At 38.8% G+C, this 18,245-nt stretch carries 13 protein-coding genes; 8 read left to right on the top strand and 5 right to left on the bottom strand.

Going from position 1 to position 18,245, the window contains the following annotated elements; all coding sequences use genetic code 11:
* Positions 1–1,013: 1,013 nt before the first annotated feature.
* From FUT79_RS05900 to FUT79_RS05885, 4 genes are all read left to right on the top strand, one after another.
* Entirely contained in the window at positions 1,014–3,593 is a 2,580-nt protein-coding gene (locus FUT79_RS05900) for a heavy metal translocating P-type ATPase (RefSeq protein WP_082048175.1), read from the top strand.
* A gap of 127 nt (positions 3,594–3,720) precedes the next feature.
* A complete protein-coding gene (locus tag FUT79_RS05895) occupies positions 3,721–5,592 on the top strand; it encodes a hypothetical protein (RefSeq protein ID WP_002697839.1) in 1,872 nt (623 codons plus the stop codon).
* A 374-nt stretch (positions 5,593–5,966) separates the two neighbouring features.
* On the top strand, positions 5,967–7,175 hold the full coding sequence (locus FUT79_RS05890; RefSeq protein WP_148889397.1) for a hypothetical protein: 1,209 nt from the start codon (positions 5,967–5,969) through the stop codon (positions 7,173–7,175).
* A 60-nt stretch (positions 7,176–7,235) separates the two neighbouring features.
* Positions 7,236–7,652, top strand: a complete 417-nt coding sequence (locus tag FUT79_RS05885; protein WP_024753383.1) for a secondary thiamine-phosphate synthase enzyme YjbQ — start codon at positions 7,236–7,238, stop codon at positions 7,650–7,652.
* 59 nt (positions 7,653–7,711) lie between these two features.
* Here the strand turns inward: FUT79_RS05885 and bamJ are convergent, their stop codons facing one another.
* Entirely contained in the window at positions 7,712–8,491 is a 780-nt protein-coding gene (bamJ, locus tag FUT79_RS05880; protein WP_148878811.1) for a BamJ family beta-barrel-assembly machinery protein, read from the bottom strand.
* A 631-nt stretch (positions 8,492–9,122) separates the two neighbouring features.
* On the opposite strand from bamJ, the gene FUT79_RS05875 reads away from it, so the two are divergent.
* Both FUT79_RS05875 and FUT79_RS05870 read left to right on the top strand, forming a co-directional pair.
* On the top strand, positions 9,123–10,025 hold the full coding sequence (locus tag FUT79_RS05875) for a radical SAM protein (RefSeq protein ID WP_002697846.1): 903 nt from the start codon (positions 9,123–9,125) through the stop codon (positions 10,023–10,025).
* Between the two features lie 63 nt (positions 10,026–10,088).
* Positions 10,089–11,339: a radical SAM protein gene (locus FUT79_RS05870; protein WP_024753381.1), complete on the top strand. Its 1,251-nt coding sequence runs from the start codon at positions 10,089–10,091 to the stop codon at positions 11,337–11,339.
* Between the two features lie 924 nt (positions 11,340–12,263).
* Here FUT79_RS05870 and FUT79_RS05865 read toward each other — a convergent pair.
* From FUT79_RS05865 to FUT79_RS05855, 3 genes are read right to left on the bottom strand one after another with little or no spacing between them, the layout of a single operon-like run.
* Positions 12,264–12,710: a hypothetical protein gene (locus FUT79_RS05865; protein ID WP_002697854.1), complete on the bottom strand. Its 447-nt coding sequence runs from the start codon at positions 12,708–12,710 to the stop codon at positions 12,264–12,266.
* A complete protein-coding gene (locus tag FUT79_RS05860) occupies positions 12,700–13,524 on the bottom strand; it encodes a DUF3100 domain-containing protein (protein WP_002697855.1) in 825 nt (274 codons plus the stop codon). Before FUT79_RS05860 ends, FUT79_RS05865 begins: the two co-directional genes overlap by 11 nt.
* Positions 13,521–14,717, bottom strand: a complete 1,197-nt coding sequence (locus tag FUT79_RS05855; protein ID WP_024753380.1) for a M20 metallopeptidase family protein — start codon at positions 14,715–14,717, stop codon at positions 13,521–13,523. Before FUT79_RS05855 ends, FUT79_RS05860 begins: the two co-directional genes overlap by 4 nt.
* A gap of 470 nt (positions 14,718–15,187) precedes the next feature.
* Between FUT79_RS05855 and FUT79_RS05850 the strand changes: the two genes are divergently transcribed.
* Entirely contained in the window at positions 15,188–15,358 is a 171-nt protein-coding gene (locus FUT79_RS05850; protein ID WP_002697862.1) for a hypothetical protein, read from the top strand.
* 119 nt (positions 15,359–15,477) lie between these two features.
* Here FUT79_RS05850 and FUT79_RS05845 read toward each other — a convergent pair whose 3' ends face one another.
* On the bottom strand, positions 15,478–16,227 hold the full coding sequence (locus FUT79_RS05845) for a lysophospholipid acyltransferase family protein (RefSeq protein ID WP_024753379.1): 750 nt from the start codon (positions 16,225–16,227) through the stop codon (positions 15,478–15,480).
* Positions 16,228–16,849: 622 nt separating this feature from the next.
* Between FUT79_RS05845 and FUT79_RS05840 the strand changes: the two genes are divergently transcribed.
* Positions 16,850–17,839, top strand: coding sequence for a hypothetical protein (locus FUT79_RS05840; protein ID WP_039914751.1), 990 nt, complete (start codon positions 16,850–16,852; stop codon positions 17,837–17,839).
* The last annotated feature ends 406 nt before the right edge of the window (positions 17,840–18,245 follow it).

Genomic DNA, 18,245 nt, shown 5'->3' with positions numbered 1-18,245 from the left:
GAACAAGAGGTTGTCGCCTTTTTAATTCCTTTGATATTGATTGCTGCCGGTGCAAGTTATTTTGACTTATTCCGCAGATCCGCTTGTGTGTTCGATGCTTTATAAAAAAGAGCCCCGGTTTAGTTTTTGACATCCGTGTCAAAAACTAAACAACGAGTTTTAAAGCTTTGCAAATTGTCTTGCTTTAAAACATCGTTTCTGCTTGGAACCACGGGCGTCCGTGCCCGTTCTGATTTTTGACGTCCGTGTCAAAAACTAAACAACGAGTTTTAAAGCTTTGCAAATTGTCTTGCTTTAAAACATCGTTTCTGTTTGGAACCACGGGCGTCCGTGCCCGTTCTGATTCTGAGACCCAGAACATAAAAATTTTATAAAAAAGAGCTCGACACGGCGCAAGGGCGAAGTTTTGAAAATTTACTATAACTTCGCCTACGAGTTTTAAAGCTTCAATTTTACAGTTTTGTGTTGATGCTTTAAAACATCGTTTGGAATTTCGCAAGGGCGAGTAATTTACCATAGGGCGAAGTTTTGAAAAGTCACTGTAACTTCGCCTACGAGTTTTAAAGCTTCAATTTTACAGTTTTGTGTTGATGCTTTAAAACATCGTTTGGAATTTCGCAAGGGCGAGTAATTTACCATAGGGCGAAGTTTTGAAAAGTCACTGTAACTTCGCCTACGAGTTTTAAAGCTTCAATTTTACAGTTTTGTGTTGATGCTTTAAAACATCGTTTGGAATTTCGCAAGGGTGGGCAATTTACCATCGTCAAAAACTGACCCATCTGCTTGGAACCACGGGCGTCCGTGCCCGTTCTGAGTTTTACCATAGGAATGCTAAATCCGGCAAGCTGCCTGTTGATACCTCGTTATTATACCGTCTATGAATATAAAAACGTTCAGTCCGTCAAAGGCTTTGTTTTTTCTGCTGCATGTCTGACCGATAATTCCCTTGCCGTGCATGTCCTTTCATTAGTATATTTTAACCGGCACTTACATAATTTCATATACAAGAGGTGATGATGATACAAGAAAAATTTTTAGTCGGAGGCATGACCTGTTCCGCCTGTTCCGCGCATGTGCAAAAAGCGGTGGAAGAACAAGCCGGCGTGCAATCCGTAAGCGTAAATCTTTTAACAAACAGCATGAAGGTTGAGTTTGACCAAAATGCGGTTTCAGAAAAAGAAATTATTGCTGCGGTGGAGCAAGCAGGATACTCAGCTTCCGTCAGTCATAAAGAAAAAAATCAACCGGAAAAAACAGCGGTCGATATCGTGCAAAAAGAAATACAAGAAATGCAGCATCGGTTTATAGCATCCTTGTGTTTTTTGCTGCCGTTAATGTACGTAAGCATGGGATCGATGATCGGACTGCCGACTCCCGCATTTTTAAAAGGCGCCGAAAACGCACTCATCAATGTGTTTACACAATTTCTTTTTACAATTCCGATTATCGTTATTAACCGGCAGTTTTTTGTTTCGGGGTTTAAAGCGCTTGTCAGAAAAGCGCCGACAATGGATTCTCTTATTGCAATAGGCTCGGCGGCGGCACTTGTATACGGCGTGTTTGCACTGTATCGCATTGCCTATGGACTCGGGCATAATGATCCTGAACTGGTACATCGCTATATGATGGATGTGTATTTTGAATCGGCAGCGATGATTTTAACGCTCATTACGCTCGGAAAAATGCTCGAAACAAAAGCAAAGGGCAAAACCTCCGCCGCCATAACCAAACTGATACAGCTTAGTCCTAAAACGGCAACGGTTATCAGAGAAGAAACCGAGCACGAAATACCGGTGGAAGAAATTGTAAAGGGCGATATTATTTTGATTAAGCCGGGAAGCACTATTCCCGTTGACGGCATCATAATAGAAGGCGACACTTCCATCGATGAGTCTGCAATTACCGGAGAAAGCATTCCGGTTGAAAAAACAGTGGGCGATACGGTGATAAGTGCTTCGGCAAATATCTCCGGTACGATACGGTTCAGGGCGGAGCGGGTTGGAAACGATACCGCTTTGGCGCAGATTATTGCATTGGTGGAAGAAGCCTCTTCGTCAAAGGCGCAAGTTTCCCAATTGGCGGATAAGATAAGTAATTACTTTGTTCCCGCCGTAATCGGCATTTCCGTTCTCTCTTTTATTGTATGGATGGCAGCCGGTGCAGGTTTTGAGTTTGCCCTCGCCCGCTCAATTTCCGTGTTGGTTATTTCCTGCCCCTGCGCATTGGGACTTGCAACGCCGACAGCTATTATGGCCGGAGTCGGCAGAGGAGCGCGATTAGGTATTTTAATTAAATCGGCGGAAGCTTTTGAAGCTGCGCAAAAAACCGAGGTTGTGGTGCTTGATAAAACCGGCACCATCACGCAGGGAAACCCGCAGCTCACCGAAATACTGTGCATGCAAGACTCTTATTCTAAAAAAGATGTTTTGCAGCTTGCCTATAGTTTGGAGTTGCTTTCCGAGCATCCGCTGGCAACGGCAATTATTAAAGCTGCGGAGGCGGAAAACTTACAAGCTTTCCGAATTACGAATTTTCTTGCGGAGCACGGGAAGGGAATTTCAGGCGTAATTGATGCGCCTTCCCTCCCCTTTCACGAAAAAAAAGTTTTTGCGGGGAATCTAAAATTGCTCGCCGACCGGCAAATTGCCCATGACTCATTTCAGACGGAGATTGAGGCCATCGGCATGAAAGGCGGCACGCCTCTTTATATTGCGCTTGACAAAACGCTTATCGGCGTGCTTGCGGTTTCGGATCCAATAAAAGCGGACAGCGCCGAAGCGATTGCGGAGTTACGGCAAATGGGCATACGAACCGTCATGCTGACAGGTGATAATGCACAAACCGCACAGGCAATCAAAAAAACATCGGGCGTGGATTCCTATGTTGCCGAACTTTTGCCGCAAGATAAGAAAACCGCAATTGATGAGATTAAGGCAGGCGGAAAAATTACGGCGATGGTTGGAGACGGAATCAATGATGCGCCGGCCATTACCGCCGCCGATATCGGCATCGCAATCGGATCCGGTACCGAAATCGCAATTGAAAGCGCGGATATTGTCTTAATACAGGAAAGCCTTTTCGGGGCGGTCAATGCGATTAAGCTCAGCAAAGCGGTGCTGCGCAATATAAAAGAAAATCTTTTTTGGGCGCTTTTTTATAACACGCTCGGCATTCCGCTGGCGGCAGGGGCCTTATATCCGATATTCGGGCTCACACTCAGTCCGATGTTTGCCGCAGCCGCAATGAGTTTCAGCTCGGTATCGGTGGTGGCAAATGCAATCAGGTTGAACGCGTTTAAGCCGAAACGTTTAAGCGCTCATGTTAATAACACTATGTTTGACAAACCGGCAGACAATACACAAAAGCCGGAACACAAATCCATGGAGGAAAAAATGGAATCTACAACTATCAAAATTGAAGGAATGAGCTGCGGTCATTGCAGCGCAAGAGTTGAAAAAGCCTTAAATGCCTTAGAAGGAGTTACGGCAACGGTAAACCTTGAAAAAAAAGAAGCAACAGTGCAATACCCCGAAAGTATCGGCATTGATTCCCTGAAAAAGGCAATCACCGATGCGGGATATGAAGCGCTGTAAAACTTGTAGCGAAAATTAAAGCTTTTGTACAACAAAAAGCTCTTTTCAAGCTCAAAAGAGATAAAAAGATATAGATGAAAATGTTTTTCTCCTTGAAAGAAAAGATATTTTCATCTATACTGACACTATGGAAAACGGTAGCGAACTCTTAAATCTATTAAAATCCTTTGCGTTAAGAGCGGACAGTTCTTATGTCAGTCTTTCTGAATTTTGCGGTTATTTACATAAGTATTCACGCAGATTTTTACAGGAAAAGCCTGAACTCATTGTATATTTAGAGATAACCGAAGATACACTTCTTGAAGAATTAAAGGCTTTACAAACCGAAGGAAAAATAGAAATTACCGAAGATAAAGCAAAAAAACAAGTTATTTTTATCCCTCACTATTTTATCAATAAGGTTACCAGGCGGTATAAAGAGATTCAGGAAAAACCGGAAATTCCCTTTCCTTTGACACGCGATACGCCAAGAAACTTTTCTACTCGATTTTTAAAAAAAATATCACTGGAAAAAGAGTTTGCTGAACTTTCGGAAAATCCTACAGGAAGCTTTTTTTTATATGAGCTTGGTTTTTCAGATGACACCCCATCGTTAATCTTTCCTGCGAATTTTACAGCGGAAAACATGCTTTTATTTGCGGTTGATAAAATACGCATGTTTTTGCATGAGGACGAATCTCATGATTTTATACAAAAGAAACTTTTAATGGCAAATCCCGGCAAAGAAATATCAGTACGAAGCTTTTTATCAAAGATGCGAGCACGCCCTGCCGCTATTGTCGATACATTAAAACAATCCGGCGATATTTATTTATTGTGGAGTTACCTCTGCTCTTTTATTCGTCAGGAGTTTGCAAAAAAAACTGAAAAATTGCCGGATGAGGTTGCGCTTATTCAGGGAGTTTTTATCACCGAATATTTAAATAATTATTATCGGAATAAGGCTCAACAAAATTTGCAGCGAGAGACAGCACTCAAAAATCTTGAGTTAAATCTTCAAAAGCAACCTTATTATTTTAACATGAATATGATAACAAATTTTAAAGACACCAGAGGGGTACCACTTTTAGGACAATACTCTGAGGATGATTTAAAAACGTATATGGAAAATCAAACAACTGAAATAACTTCAGGATCACTCCCTCATCTTCTCAGTTTTCAAACCTTTGATAAAGATCGTTATTATGTATTATTAGAAAAAGTAATTCCGTTAATTATTTCATTAACAACTGAAAACAGAAAAATAATAAAAGAGCAATGTATGCAATACTGGTATGATCAAATGCTTAAATTTATCCAAACAGAGTCAATGAAAAGTGATGAAGCATTTGAAATCTTTTTGAAAGAGATTTGCAAAGAACAGGTGCCACATCTATATGCACTTTTAAATTCTTCTTTTATCCCACCGCTTGTTATTGAGCCAAAGCTTGTAGACACGCAAAGTGTAGAACTAAACAGAATTTTCCCCGAAGGAAAACTTGCTTTATACCAGGATCTTTTTGCGCTTAAACGTGCAAAACTTCTTACCGATACCAGAATCCTTTTGCCTTTCTGGTACACACTCCCCTTTTTTTCCGCAATTGTCGCATTTTTTAAACGGATACGAAAACCGAAAAAAACACCACAAACTCAAAAACCCGAAGAAAAAACTACTGAAGTAAAGGCAACCATAAAAGATATTGCCGTTTCATTAGGGCCGGAATTTATTCCTGCAGGGCTTTCCATTGATGAGGCCTTGATAAAACAATTGGATTTATGGAATCATAACATCAATGAAGAAACAAGAAACACAATTACACAGGATGTAAATGCCTTTATCCGAGATTATATTCGGGGAATACAAAAAACCTTAACCAATTCAACTTTTAATGCAGAACGAATACGAAATCTTGCGCAAACATTAGCGGATACTCCAAGCTTGCGCTCCATAAAAAACAAAGCCGCATTACGCAATTATATTGAATTGTATATTTTAAAATTGGTGCAGCTGTACTTGTAAATCATAAAAAGTTTTATAAAAAAGAGCTCGACACGGCGCACGGGCGAAGCGTTAATAATTTGTCTCCGCTTCGCCAACGGTGAGCAATTTACCATAGTGATGCTTAAATCCGCAGTCCCTTATTGTTGATACTCCGATTTTTATAACAGGAAGTTAATTACAAAACGCTATACTACTCTGCTTTACTGCGTGGAACCACGGGCGTCCATGCCCATTCTGATTTTGACGTCCGTGGCAAAAACAATACCTACGAGTTTAAAACAGGACAGTGCAAAGGGGACATCCGAATGTTTTGGATTTGTTTCATACGTTTCAGTACTCGTTATTTTTTTTCCTGCTGGATTAAAAAAAAAGAACGTGATATACTTGTTTGTATGAACAGGAAAAAGATTATAGTTATTACCTCAATTTTATTAGCAATAACAGTTATTACCTTTTTTATGGTTATCAAAAAAATCACTGATAAACCTTTTGTTATCGCTTATTACAATGTGCCCGAAAAGGTACAGTCCGCAGTACAAGCTTCGGTGCAAGCATGTTTTCAAGATGACCGTCTTACAGTAAAATACGTACAACTTGATAAATCGAGGGAACTGCAAGAACAGCTTACAAAGAATAAAAAAATCAGCATCATAATTACACAAAATTCAAAAGCTTTGGCTGATTCATATACGCAGCTAAAATCTTTAGATAAAGAATTGTTTAATGCTTTCCCTTCAACTTTTCAGAATATATATTTTCCGCAAGAAAATGAAACCGAACCTCTTTTTTTACCGCTTGCGTTAAACCCTCTCGCGCTTTTATGTTATCAGCCGATGTTTAATCAGCTTACAACAAAGCATCCGGAAAATGTACAGGCGTGGGAAAATATGCTCGGTGAACTGAAAGCCAAAGTGGATTATCCGCTGATTGTCGCCGGAACAAACGATACCAATCTTTTTTATATGATAGATTCCGTTATGGCGGCACAAGGAGATACGCTTAAGGAATTTACAACAGAGTTTACCGCTCCTTTTGATTTACATGCCTATTGCCCGCCGCCTTTACAGCGTGCTTTGAAAACCCTCGTTAATTGGCGAAAAAAAGGCTATCTGCATCCCGAGTGGTTCCGTTTGCAAGACATGGATATTTCTATCTTTATGCAAACAAAACATACGGCAACGGTTTGTATGGATCTTGCGAATCTTGAAGAATTAGATTCAAATACCTTAGCTGATTTTGAAACAAGCTCAGTGCCTTTATCATTTGAACTCATTAAACGAAATTATCCGACTGAATTATTTGTCATCGCAGAAATGCAACAGTCTTTACCGCAAACAGAAAAACTTTTAGCATTTTTTGCAGCAAATGAAACGCAAACCGATTTTGCAAAAAATGCATCTCTTGCTCCCGCTTCTTTAGCTGCGCAAACCGTCGATGCAAGAGCATCTTCCGCCCGGTATCGAGTTGCAAGCGCAAACTTGGCACTGCCCTCATTGAAAGAAGCGGTATGCAAAACAGAGTCGGAGAAAAGCCAACTTGCAAGTCAAATACGCGACTATATTGAAGTAAACGGAGTTGGATACGATTGGATGAGTGAATAGTTTTTGTATCTATCACTGAAAGAACTACTATACATAAATCGTACCTAAGGAGGAATTACTATGAAAACACTAACACAAGAGCTTTGGTTTAATACAAAAAAGAAACATCAGTTTATTAATATTACTCCCGAAGTTGAATCGCTTGTTAAAAAATCGGGCGTTAAAGAGGGACTATGTTTGGTAAATGCTATGCATATAACTTCAAGCATATTTATTAATGATGATGAAAATGGCTTACATCAAGACTTTGAAACATGGCTTGAAAAACTTGCACCGCATGAGCCGGTATCATCTTATCATCATAATGTCGGAGAAGACAATGCGGATGCGCATATGAAAAGGCAGATTATGGGCAGAGAAGTTGTTGTCGCTATCACGAACGGCGCTCTGCATTTTGGCCCTTGGGAGCAAATCTTTTACGGAGAGTTTGACGGCTGCCGGAAAAAGCGTGTATTGGTAAAAATTATCGGAGAATGAGAAATAAAAAAAGCCGTCTTTTATATGTCATAAAAGACGGCTTTTTTAATCCGAATACCTTATTTATTATCTGGCTTTGCCTCATCCTGTTTGGGAAGGATTTCAAGCAATTCTACTTCAAAAATAATGAGAGAATTGGGCGGGATTAACTGAGGAACCCCCTGCTCACCGTATCCGAGCTTTGCAGGAATAAAAAGCTTGTAAATTGAACCTACAGGCATTAATGCAAGCCCTTCGGTCCAACCTTTAACAACCGCGCTTAAAGGAATTTCAATCGGCTGTCCTCTATCATATGAAGAGTCAAAAACATCGCCGTTAAGAAGTTTCCCGGTATAATGTACTTTTACCATATCCGTAGCAACAGGTTTTTTCCCCGTTCCTTCTTTTATTATCTGATACTGTAATCCGGATTCGGTAGTGTGAATATCAGTTTTTTTTGCATTTTCTTCCAAAAACTTTTTCTCAGCTTCCTCGTTTTCTTTTGCAAGCTTCTTGTGCATTTCCTGCATGGCGCGCTCTAAAACCTTTTGAGCATCCGCAAGTTTCTCTTTGGTATTGCCGGTTGCGGTTCCTGCCTTAAATCCCTTCATAAGTTGGTTTGTATCAATTTCCAATTGAAGATTTTTAAGGGTATCACCCATTAATACGCCGAAAGCATACCCGATTTCTTTTTTTGTCGGAGGAGGCAGCTCTTCCTGCTTCGCAGGATCAAGTTTGTCGGCTGTCAAAGTCTTATTATCTGATTCCGTTTTTTTTTCGTTTTTCTTACAACCGCTGACCGAAAAAGCCAGAAGCAATACCGTTAAGACGGCAAAAAAATGCAAAAAATGTTTTTTCATAACAAAATACTCCTATAAAATTTTTGATGAGTTATAAAATTTCAACTTTTTCTTATGTTTTGTAAAGCAAATCGTTCAAAACAATTCTTACAAAACGCGATAATATGCGATTTCCAGTCAGTAAAACACTAAGCGAAACTCATATTAAACAAGCTCTTATTATTAAAAAACTTGTTTAGCATACTATCTATACCAAAGTTAAGACGGTACAAGATACAGGGATGAAAGGAAAAAGTCAAGTCATGAGACTGCCTTTGTCTTTAATCTGTGATAATTTCACCCCTATAAGTTTTCAATGAATATTTCATCTTCGTCTCAACAGGGTAATTCAAGTAATGCAGATTGGATTAGTGTGTGTGTGTGTGTGTATTTTACAGATACGATTGTTCTAAGAATGCATTACTCGCATTTTATCGCTTTAATGTAGTATAATGCGCGTGGGGTATAAAGTTCCTTTGAATAAAACACGGCAAAGTATTTTGCAGGAGATGGAAAAAATCCAAATGTTACTCTTGATCAGTTAATGGTTATTATCGGGATTGGGAGAACGGCTATATCAAAAGAGTCGGATCTAATAAATCCGGATATTGGGAAGTAAAATAAATTGCAACAACACGAGGTTGATTAAAACATGAAGGTTTCATCGTTTTTATATTTTTTAAAATTCGGTATAAAAACTGTTTTATTAAAAAAGAAAGATCCTATTCTCGGGACTGTCATCGTAACCGATAAATGCAATTTGCAATGTAAACATTGTTCGGTTAATAATATTACTGCGGTAATTCATCCGTACGCGCAAATTAAAAACGAGATGGAAAAGCTTTATGCGATGGGGATTCGGATTCTTTTCTTTTGCGGCGGTGAAACTTTTTTGTGGAGAGACGGAGAGATGACTTTGCGCGATCTTGTAATTCAAGCAAAGCGTATAGGCTTTTTAATTGTTAATGTTGTAACAAACGGAACTTTTCCAATTGACTTGCCGGAAGCGAATCTTATTCTTCTCAGCCTTGACGGAGATAAGGAGAGGCACAATGCTATACGCGGCGACACCTACGATATGATTATGGAAAATATTAAAAATGCAAGTGCGGATAATATTTGCTTTTATATGGCAATTAATAAAATCAATAAGAATACAATCAAAGATGTTTGCATTGCCGCGCGCAATATAAAAAATGTTCGGGCTGTGTCTTTTAATTTTCATACGCCATATCCCGACACAAAAGACTTAGCATTGTCAAAAGAAGAAAAAGCAAATTGCTGTAATGAAATTTTGCAAATGATGAATAAGGGTGCGCCTGTGTTTAATCTTAAAGGCGCATTTCCGTATTTAATCAATAATACTTTTCCGACACCCTGTCATCAATGCGTGGTTATTGAAAACGGCGAGTTAAGTACTTGCGGCCGCTGTATTCATATTCCCGGTTTATGCAAAACTTGCGGATATTTTTTTGTTGCTGAATATACACTCATCTTTCAAGGAAATATTAAAATCATCTTTGAAATGCTGAGAACGTATTTAAAATATATTTAAATGGGAACCTCTAAAAACTAACAGAGTTTTTAGAGATGCCCAAATATATGAGAAAGGAAAATTATGAGCGTAATTACAAATTTAACACGAATGTGGCTTACCCGTTCCATAAAACCATTTCAGTTTAAAAATACAAGCGAAAAACTTTTATACACGGACTGTGAGAATTTAGGTTTGTATGTGCATATCCCCTTTTGTAAAAACATTTGTAATTTTTGTCCGTATTGCAAAACCGTGTATAACGAAGAAAAATGCGAAAGCTATATTGAATCGCTTTTGCAGGAAATACACTATGTTGGAAAACAAAGCACTGAAAAAAAAGAAGTTACGAGTTTGTACTTCGGCGGCGGTACACCGGCACTCGCAGCGAATCGAATTAAAGATATTATTAAGGCACTTGAAAAATATTTTATTATCACCGACGGTATGGGTATAGAATTACATCCTGAAAATGTAACGATTTCTACTTTGCAAACACTAAAGGATTCGGGAATAACAAAAATCAGCATCGGCATTCAATCATTTCAAACAAAATATCAGTCGATGTTAGGACGCGAAGCTATTAATGCAGTTGCAATGGCGCAAGCCTTAGCTGCGGTGCCTTTTGAAACTGTGTCTATGGATTTTATATTTGCGCTGCCCTTGCAAACATACGACGATTTAAAAAATGATATTGATACAGCCTTTGCAAACGGAGCAAATCATGTTGCAATATATCCGTTTATTGATTTTTCTTTTACCGAGACTAAGGTTCCGGCAATGCGCAAAAATGAAAAACAAAAACTCTTAGATGAAATCACTGTTTATTGTTTAGGAAAAGAATTACTACGCACTTCTATTTGGACATTTGCAAGCGAAAAGCATGCATGCTATTCTTCCATGACGCGGGATAATTTTCTTGGTTTCGGCTGCTCCGCCACAACGCTTTTAAAAGATCAATTTAAAATCAATACTTTTTCTGTAGAAGAATATTGTAAAAAAATTAATGCGGGAGAAATCCCAACTTCCTTAACGCTTAAATTTTCTCTACGTCAAAGAATGATTTATTATTTATTTTGGACTGCATACAGTACAAAAGTTTCATCAAACGATTTTAAAAAATTCTTCGGTGTATCATTAAAAAAAATGTACGGACTTGAATTTGGTATTGCAAAACTGTTGGGATTTTTTAAAGAAGAAAACGGCATTTATTCTATGACTTTAAAAGGTGCGTTCTATTATCATTACTATGAAAACTTTTACACATTCGCTTACATCGATAAAATGTGGGGGCTTTTACGAAAGGAAGCATTTCCAAAAGAAATGAAGTTATAAAATGCTTTCTAAAGGAAATTTTTGAAACCTTACAACAGCAATTTTTTTTAAATTCCTTTTATAGGCGAATCGAAGTATTAACGATACCGGCTTAGCGGATTTAGCATTCCTATGATAAGTTTACTCTCCCCTGCAAAATTCCGAACGATGTTTTAAAGCATCAACACAAAACTGTAAAATTGAAGCTTTAAAACTCGCAGCCACTGTAAACAAGAACACTAAAACAACAATCAGAACAGGCACGGACGCCCGTGGTTCCAATCAGAAGCGATGTTTTAAAGCAAAACTATTCACAAAGCTTTAAAACTCGCAAGACCTAATTTTGACAAGGACGTCAAAATTAGGTCGTATGGTTCCAAGCAGAAGCGACGTTTTAAAGCAAAAGTATTTGTAAAGCTTACCGGATTTAAGCATCACTATGGTAAATTGCCCACCGTTGCGCCGTGTCAAGCTCCTTTTATAAATAGAGGCTTTAAAACTCGCAGGTTAGTTTTTGCCACGGATGGCAAAATCAGAACAATGCAAAACGATGTTTAAAAGCATCAACAGCAAATTATAAAATTGAAGCTTTTAAACTCGCAGCACTGATTTAATCAAGAATACTAAAAATCAGTGCGTGGCGGTGGTTCCAAGCAGACGGTTTAGTTTTTGACATGGACGTCAAAACTCAGAACGGGCATGGACGCCCGTGGTTCCACATAGAATTGAGTTTAAAAACTACCACACTTCTATAATAGGAGTTTTTAAACTCGTGGTTTAGTTTTTGACAAGGATGTCAAAACCAAACCGGGGCTCTTTTTTATAAAAAATTTTTTCTGATTCGTATTCAATAGATTAAAAGCTAATTGACGTATCAAAAGAATTTTACACTATAAACACTTCAGACAGAGAACAGTGATTTACTGTTCTCTGTCATCTGCTCCCTCAAATTTGCCCAAGCATTTTAAGTATTACTTCCGCAATGAGGGCTGAACCGACATATGTTCCTAATATTACCAATACTGCAAGGAGCACAATTCGAGGGCCTGTTTTTTTGAGCCCCTCAAGGTTAGCTCCGGTGTATATGCCTGCATAAGCGAGTATCGGTGTGCACAGCGTTGTGAAGTTTACTTTTGAAGTGTAATAACTTATGTGTTCAGAAAAGGGCACGCCGGGGATGGTCATTATTGTTGCAATTGTTACGATATACGCAACTGCGGGAATTTTTCCCGGTATTACTTTAGCAAGAAGGATTCCTGCAACACAAAGAAGCGCAAGAATTACAACACCGGGGATTCCCAGCAAGGGACTTATCTTCGGACCGATCCAATTTGCAATAACCGAAATCACAGAGGTAATCAAAAGTACTATAATCTGATCTTTAAACTTCATTGTTTTCCTCCTTTGATTTTTCTGTCGCTGCCTCTTCAGGAGCTGTTTTGTATTTCAGCTTATAAAAAATCTTATACAATTTTTCCGATAAAGGCAGCGCAAGAAATATTGACATATAGATGCCGTCGAGTCCGGAAAGAAGATTTGAAGCTGCACCAAAGGCGGTAATTTCATTTGTCATTTCGGGGAACAGTGCCACCAAAGCTCCAACCGATGCGGTCATCATTGATGCCGATCCGACGCCCGATGCCATTGCAAGCGAGTATGGGTGAAATAATTTTGCTGATGCCATCAGAGATGCAATTACTCCCATAAAGATTGTTCCAAATACGGTGCCGATTATGTACACACCTAAAACACCTTCTCCTTCTTTAGAATCAAGCCCGTATCTTTCGGCAATAAGAGCGACATTCGGCTCTCTTGAAATTGAGTGGGCGCCCCCTATAACCTCGCGCTTGAGCCCTAACAATATACCGAGCGGAACTCCTAAGAGCACGGTTCCAAGATTTCCGAATTCTTGCAAAATAAGCGCAGGCGATGATTTAATAATTGTGCTTATTGTAGGCCCGATTGTTGTACCGTATTTTGCCATCAACAACATAAGTGTTACAGTAATTAATTTTCCGGCATCGTCCATCTCTTTTTGTTTTGCAATATTTAAAAATTTCGGGGTGGTCAAAACTCCGATTACAAGAGAAAAGAGCATAGGCAATAAAACAATCGTTCCTATTCCAATATTGAAACTATGTTTTCCGATCAGTTCCGCAATAATAACAATGCCAAAAGCGATTAAATGCAGTTTAATATTTTTCATACTTCCTCCTCGCTAAGAAATCTATATGCAACCGCTGCAAGCAAAGCGGTTCCAAGATAAAAGGTGTTTTCTTCAACATCAAACTTTGAGCTGTGATGAGGATGCGCTACTCCTGTTTTATCTTTTTTTAAATTATTTAAACCGAAATAGGTACCCGGAGCTTTTTGTAAAAAGAAAGCAATGTCTTCTCCTCCCATTGTCGGAACAGGAAGCTCCAGTACTTTTTCTTCACCGAATAAATCTATTGCAATGTTTTTTGCAAATTCGGTAAATGCAAAATCATTTACAACAACAGGATAAAATCGTTCATACAAAACTTCAGCTTCAGCATTATACGCACGGGCAATATTCTGAGAAATTTCTGTAAGCCGTTTTTCAACAAAGTCTCTTGTTTTTTCATCAAGCGTTCTTACCGTCCCTTCTTCCCAAACTGTTTCGGGAATAATATTTTGACTTGTGCCTCCGTGGATTTGACAAACGGAAATAAGAGCCGCAGTTGTCGGATCAATCTCGCGGCTGATAATCTTTTGAATACCCATATTGATTTCTGAAATAGTTGCAATGGGGTCGATAAAATCCGTAGGGCGCGCACCGTGCCCTCCCCTACCCTTAACTGTGATTTTAAACCTGTCCATTGATGCCATCATCGCCCCTTTTTTATATGCGATAGTACCCGTTGGAAAGTTTCCGAAAACGGCACCTTCGTGCAATCCAACAACGGCATCAACTTTTGGATTTTCCATACAGCCTTCATCTATCATCGGTTTAGCTCCGCCCGGAATTTCCTCACCGGGCTGAAAGAAAAATTTAACGTAGCCTTTTAGTTCATTTTCTTTTTCTTTTAGCAGCTTTGCGGCTCCGAGCGCCATTGCGGTATGCCCGTCATGTCCGCAAGCGTGCATTTTTCCCGAATGGGTTGATGCAAACGGCAAACCCGTTTCTTCCAAAATAGGCAGAGCGTCCATGTCGGCTCGTATTGCAATACACTTCCCCGAATTTTTTCCGCCGACCTCCGCAACAATCGCATTTCCGTTTACTAAAAGCCGATGCTTAATATCCATCTCATGTAATTGAGCGCACACATATTGAACTGTTTTAGGCAAGTTAAGTTCCAACTCCGGTATCTTATGCAGCTCCCGCCTGTTGTGAATAATTTCATCTTCAATTTCTTTTGCTCTTTTTAAAAAATCCATCCTTACCTCCCTGCAAAAAACTTCTCTGTTTTTATACGCCGGCATATTAAAAACAAGCTTGTTTGTTTACCGCATCTCCGCTAGCACTATAACCCGTTAAAATATTTTACGCAATAAGCGAACATGTAACCGCCATGGACGGCGATGGTTCTGCGCAGAATCGATGTTTACAAACAAAACCTCAAATAGTAAAGTTTTGTTTGTAAACTCGTGAATGAAGGTTTCACACGGACGTCAAAACCAATTTTCAAGCGATGTTTTGCCTGATATTCCAGGGTAACTGGGCGAACCAAAGGTAGAAACTCCAAGGCTTCGCCCTTGTGCCATGTCGAACTCTTTTTTATAAAATTTTTTACGGGCGTATTATCAGAAAGTCCTGCTCTTGTCGTGAGTAATTTTATTCGCCCCTTGACAGAAAAAAGCCTTTTTACTACATTATAGTGTATTATTTTTGGTTGAGGAGGTTTAATATGGCTGGAGCAAGTAAAAACTCCCGTACCGCAACGGCTACACAGCATTTTAGCTGCCCCTGCGGCGGAGAGGTTGTGTTAAAAACAATTGTAGACAATGGAAAAATTAAAAACATAGCGGAATGCCCGAAGTGTAAGCGTGTAGAGCGCAGACCGAAGGATTTTAAATAATTTTATCCATGTAAAAAACCGGCATATGAATTTTATTATGCCTGTTGTCTTAAAGAAGGCTTTCAAAGATTTTCATCTTTAGAAAGCCTTTTGTTTTTATACCGGACATCGCCTGAATCTCAATTTTTTTCACGCCATTCATCAAGCTGTTTTTGAATAAGTTTTTTTCCTTCTTCAAGAATATGAACCTGTTCGTCTTTTGTTTGAGGCGCAGGATAAATTTTAAGTACTTTAACCTTATATGCACCTCCTTTAAGATTCTGAGCGATTGTTTTTATGGAGGCAATATTCCACCCCCCATCAAGCGCACACACTGCAACCGGCATGGGTGCTTGCGAAATAAGCCGTCTAAAACCGGCTGCATGAAATGTACGCAATTTTCCGTCACGGGACCGAGTCCCTTCCGGAAAAACAACCGGTATCAGGTTTTCTTTTTTTATATTCTCTGCAAATTTATCTATAGTTCGTATCACAGATATGGATTGTCCGTTTCGATCAACCAAACAATGCTTTCCGCTTTTTAGCATAACTGAAACAAGCGGAACATTGTTCCCAAGTTCTTTTTTTGACATAAAACGCAAGCGTGAACCATCGAGATATCGCATAAATAAAGGGATATCGATAATACTTTGATGATTCGATAAAATCATGTACTGAGGCGGAAGTTCCGGCACAAACTGATAATCTCCTTTAAATTTAAAGCCGGCATATACCGATAAAATCGAAAAAATATGACGTATAGCTTTTGTGGTAATTAATTTATTTATTGTTGTACAACCTGTACGATAAAACGCATAACAAAAAGAATTTGCAAACATATAGCCAGAAAGAGAAACTATAATCATGATAATAATAAAAATTCCAATCATTCCGTACTCCTGATTTCTCAGTATATATAACAATAACAAAAAATAAAAGAGATTTATTATCAAAAAAATTCAATTTATTATCGGCTAGTGTAGCGTTTTGTAATTAAGTTCCTGTTATAAAAATCGGAGTATTAACAATGAGGACTGCGAATTTAAGTATTCCTATGGTAAATTGCTCACCGTTACTAAATTTCAAACGATGTTTTAAAGCATCAACACTGTTTTGTAACATTGAAGCTTTAAAACTCGTAGGCGAACCAACGGTAGGAATTCTAAGGGTTCGCCCTTGTGCCGTGTCGAACTCTTTTTTATAAAATTTTTTACGTTTTTGGTAAGATGTATTAAAAAAACGTTATACTAGTTTATTTTCTTCTATATCGTTGTAACGCTTTGTAATTAACTTCCATACAATTAATAGACCCGCAAAATCTACGCAGCGCCGCTGCGAGGCGGGCTCGCCTGCGTGTCATGGTATTTTTTGTGTACATAAGTAAAAAAGTGGTTTTACCTGTGTAAAGAAATTATGAAAAAAGCTGGTAAATTATAGGATTCAAATGTATAATGATAATCTATGGATACTGCTTCATCATCGTTTAGTCTTAAAAACAATCTCGAGCAAAATATGAAAAAGGCGTCATCCGACATTGTTGTTTTAAATCCGAAAGAACATCGTTTAATAGATAAAATCTTTACAGATTTACGCGCATATTCGTCGGAAAGTGTCATGGGAATCGCAACAAGGATTATGGATCTTGAAAGGCTTGCCGTCTCAATATCCCGCTATCCGCCTATTGACGAGCGAAGTGTTCTGGCAGGTGAGGCGCGATCGGCACAAACGCTGATAGATACGCTTTGCACGCTTTCTCCCGATGAACGGCTTTTATCCATGCCAACAAAAGCGGTGCTTGGCAAAGGTTTTCTTGTGGCAAAGTTACACACGTTTTCTGCTATCACAAAAATGGCAATGAATGCCTATCTTGAAGAAAAAGACATAATTGAATTACGACAGGCAATTTTACATATTGTCTTTGTTTTGATGGCGGAAGATGTATACACCGCCCTGCTTGACAATCAAAAACTTGATACCGCAATTAAAAAAGAAGTAGCGGAATCGCTGACCGAGCTTTGGGAGCACCGTTTAGATGATCGCGCGGCAGATTTTACGCCGGTTTTAAACAAAGTTTGGCTTGCAAGAAACAAAATTGCCCCGAATTTTGGTTCAATGCTCGGTGCAAGTGAATTATTTTTGCTTTCTATGGAGCTTGATGAGTTATGGGAAGAGTTTATGATCCAAAAACTTCCCGATCCGGAGGTTGGACAAGCATTGGAAGAATTCTTATTCGGCATCTCATATGAAGAAATAAATTTTATTCGTAAAGAACTTAAAAAAAACGGTGTATCCGCAATTGGAAGAGATGAAGTTTATCGACTGATCGGTAAAAGCGCATACATGGAGGCAGATGATCCGAAATCTTTTTATGCGTCTTTTATAAAAAGAAAAACAAATGCCGATGCCCGCCTTCGACTTACAATAGAAGGACCGAAACGCACGCTTGAAGATTATTATATTCAGTTTACCTTCGAAAAGAAAATTTACGAAAGCCAAAGCTAACCAATTATTTTTTACCGGATAATAATCTTACTACAAAATTGCCGATTTTAAAGAATCAGCAATATAAAGGTCGGCATTATGCAGTATTTTAACGCCGGTATACCGTTTTGTAATTGTGCTGGTATATTATTTTGAGCATTAACCATAACGGTTTGCAGATTTAACATTGCTATGGTAAATTACTTACCGTTGCTAGTGTAGCGTTTTGTAATTAACTTCCGGTTATACAAATTGGAGCACTAACAATAAGGGACTGCGGATTTAAGCATCACTATGGTAAATTGCCTACCGTTGCGAAATTCCAAACGATGTTTTAAAGCATCAACACAAAACCGTAAAATTGAAGCTTTAAAACTCGTAGGCGAAGCAAAGGTAGCAATTCCAAGGGTTCGCCGTTGCGCCGTGT

This window comes from Treponema phagedenis (assembly GCF_008153345.1).
GTDB classification, from domain to species: domain Bacteria; phylum Spirochaetota; class Spirochaetia; order Treponematales; family Treponemataceae; genus Treponema; species Treponema phagedenis.
Note: the sequence above shows the minus strand (reverse complement) of the source record. Positions and strands in the feature narration are given on the sequence as shown.